The organism is Pseudomonas sp. FSL R10-0399 (genome assembly GCF_009600165.1).
Taxonomy (GTDB): domain Bacteria; phylum Pseudomonadota; class Gammaproteobacteria; order Pseudomonadales; family Pseudomonadaceae; genus Aquipseudomonas; species Aquipseudomonas helleri.
The window spans coordinates 1-365 of sequence record NZ_WIWK01000310.1 but is presented as its reverse complement, the minus strand read 5'-3'; the positions used below and the strand labels follow the sequence as shown (position 1 = coordinate 365).

The window sequence follows — 365 nt, the reverse complement described above, 5'->3', positions numbered from 1 at the left end:
ACGGTGGTCGGCCCGGCCAACGAAGAAGTCTATTGCGATGAGCATGCCCGGGTGCGTCTGCAGTTCCCTTGGGACCGCGAAGACCGCAACGATGACCGCAGCTCCTGCTGGGTGCGGGTGTGCCAGAGCTGGGCCGGGGCGGGTTGGGGGCATGTGGCGTTGCCCCGCATCGGCCAAGAGGTGCTGGTGGCGTTCCTGCACGGGGACCCCGACCAGCCGATGGTGATTGGCCGCAGTTACCACGCCATCAACCGCACGCCTTACAAACTCCCGGAATTCAAAGCCATCAGCCCGATCCGCAGCAAGGAGCTGCACGGCCAACGCCACAACGAACTGCGCCTTGATGACACCCATGGCCAAATCAG

1 protein-coding gene is annotated in these 365 nt (G+C 64.4%); it reads left to right on the top strand.

Going from position 1 to position 365, the window contains the following annotated elements; translation table 11 throughout:
- The coding region (locus GHO41_RS29585) for a type VI secretion system Vgr family protein (RefSeq protein WP_153435371.1) at nt 1-365 on the top strand (365 nt) is incomplete at both ends.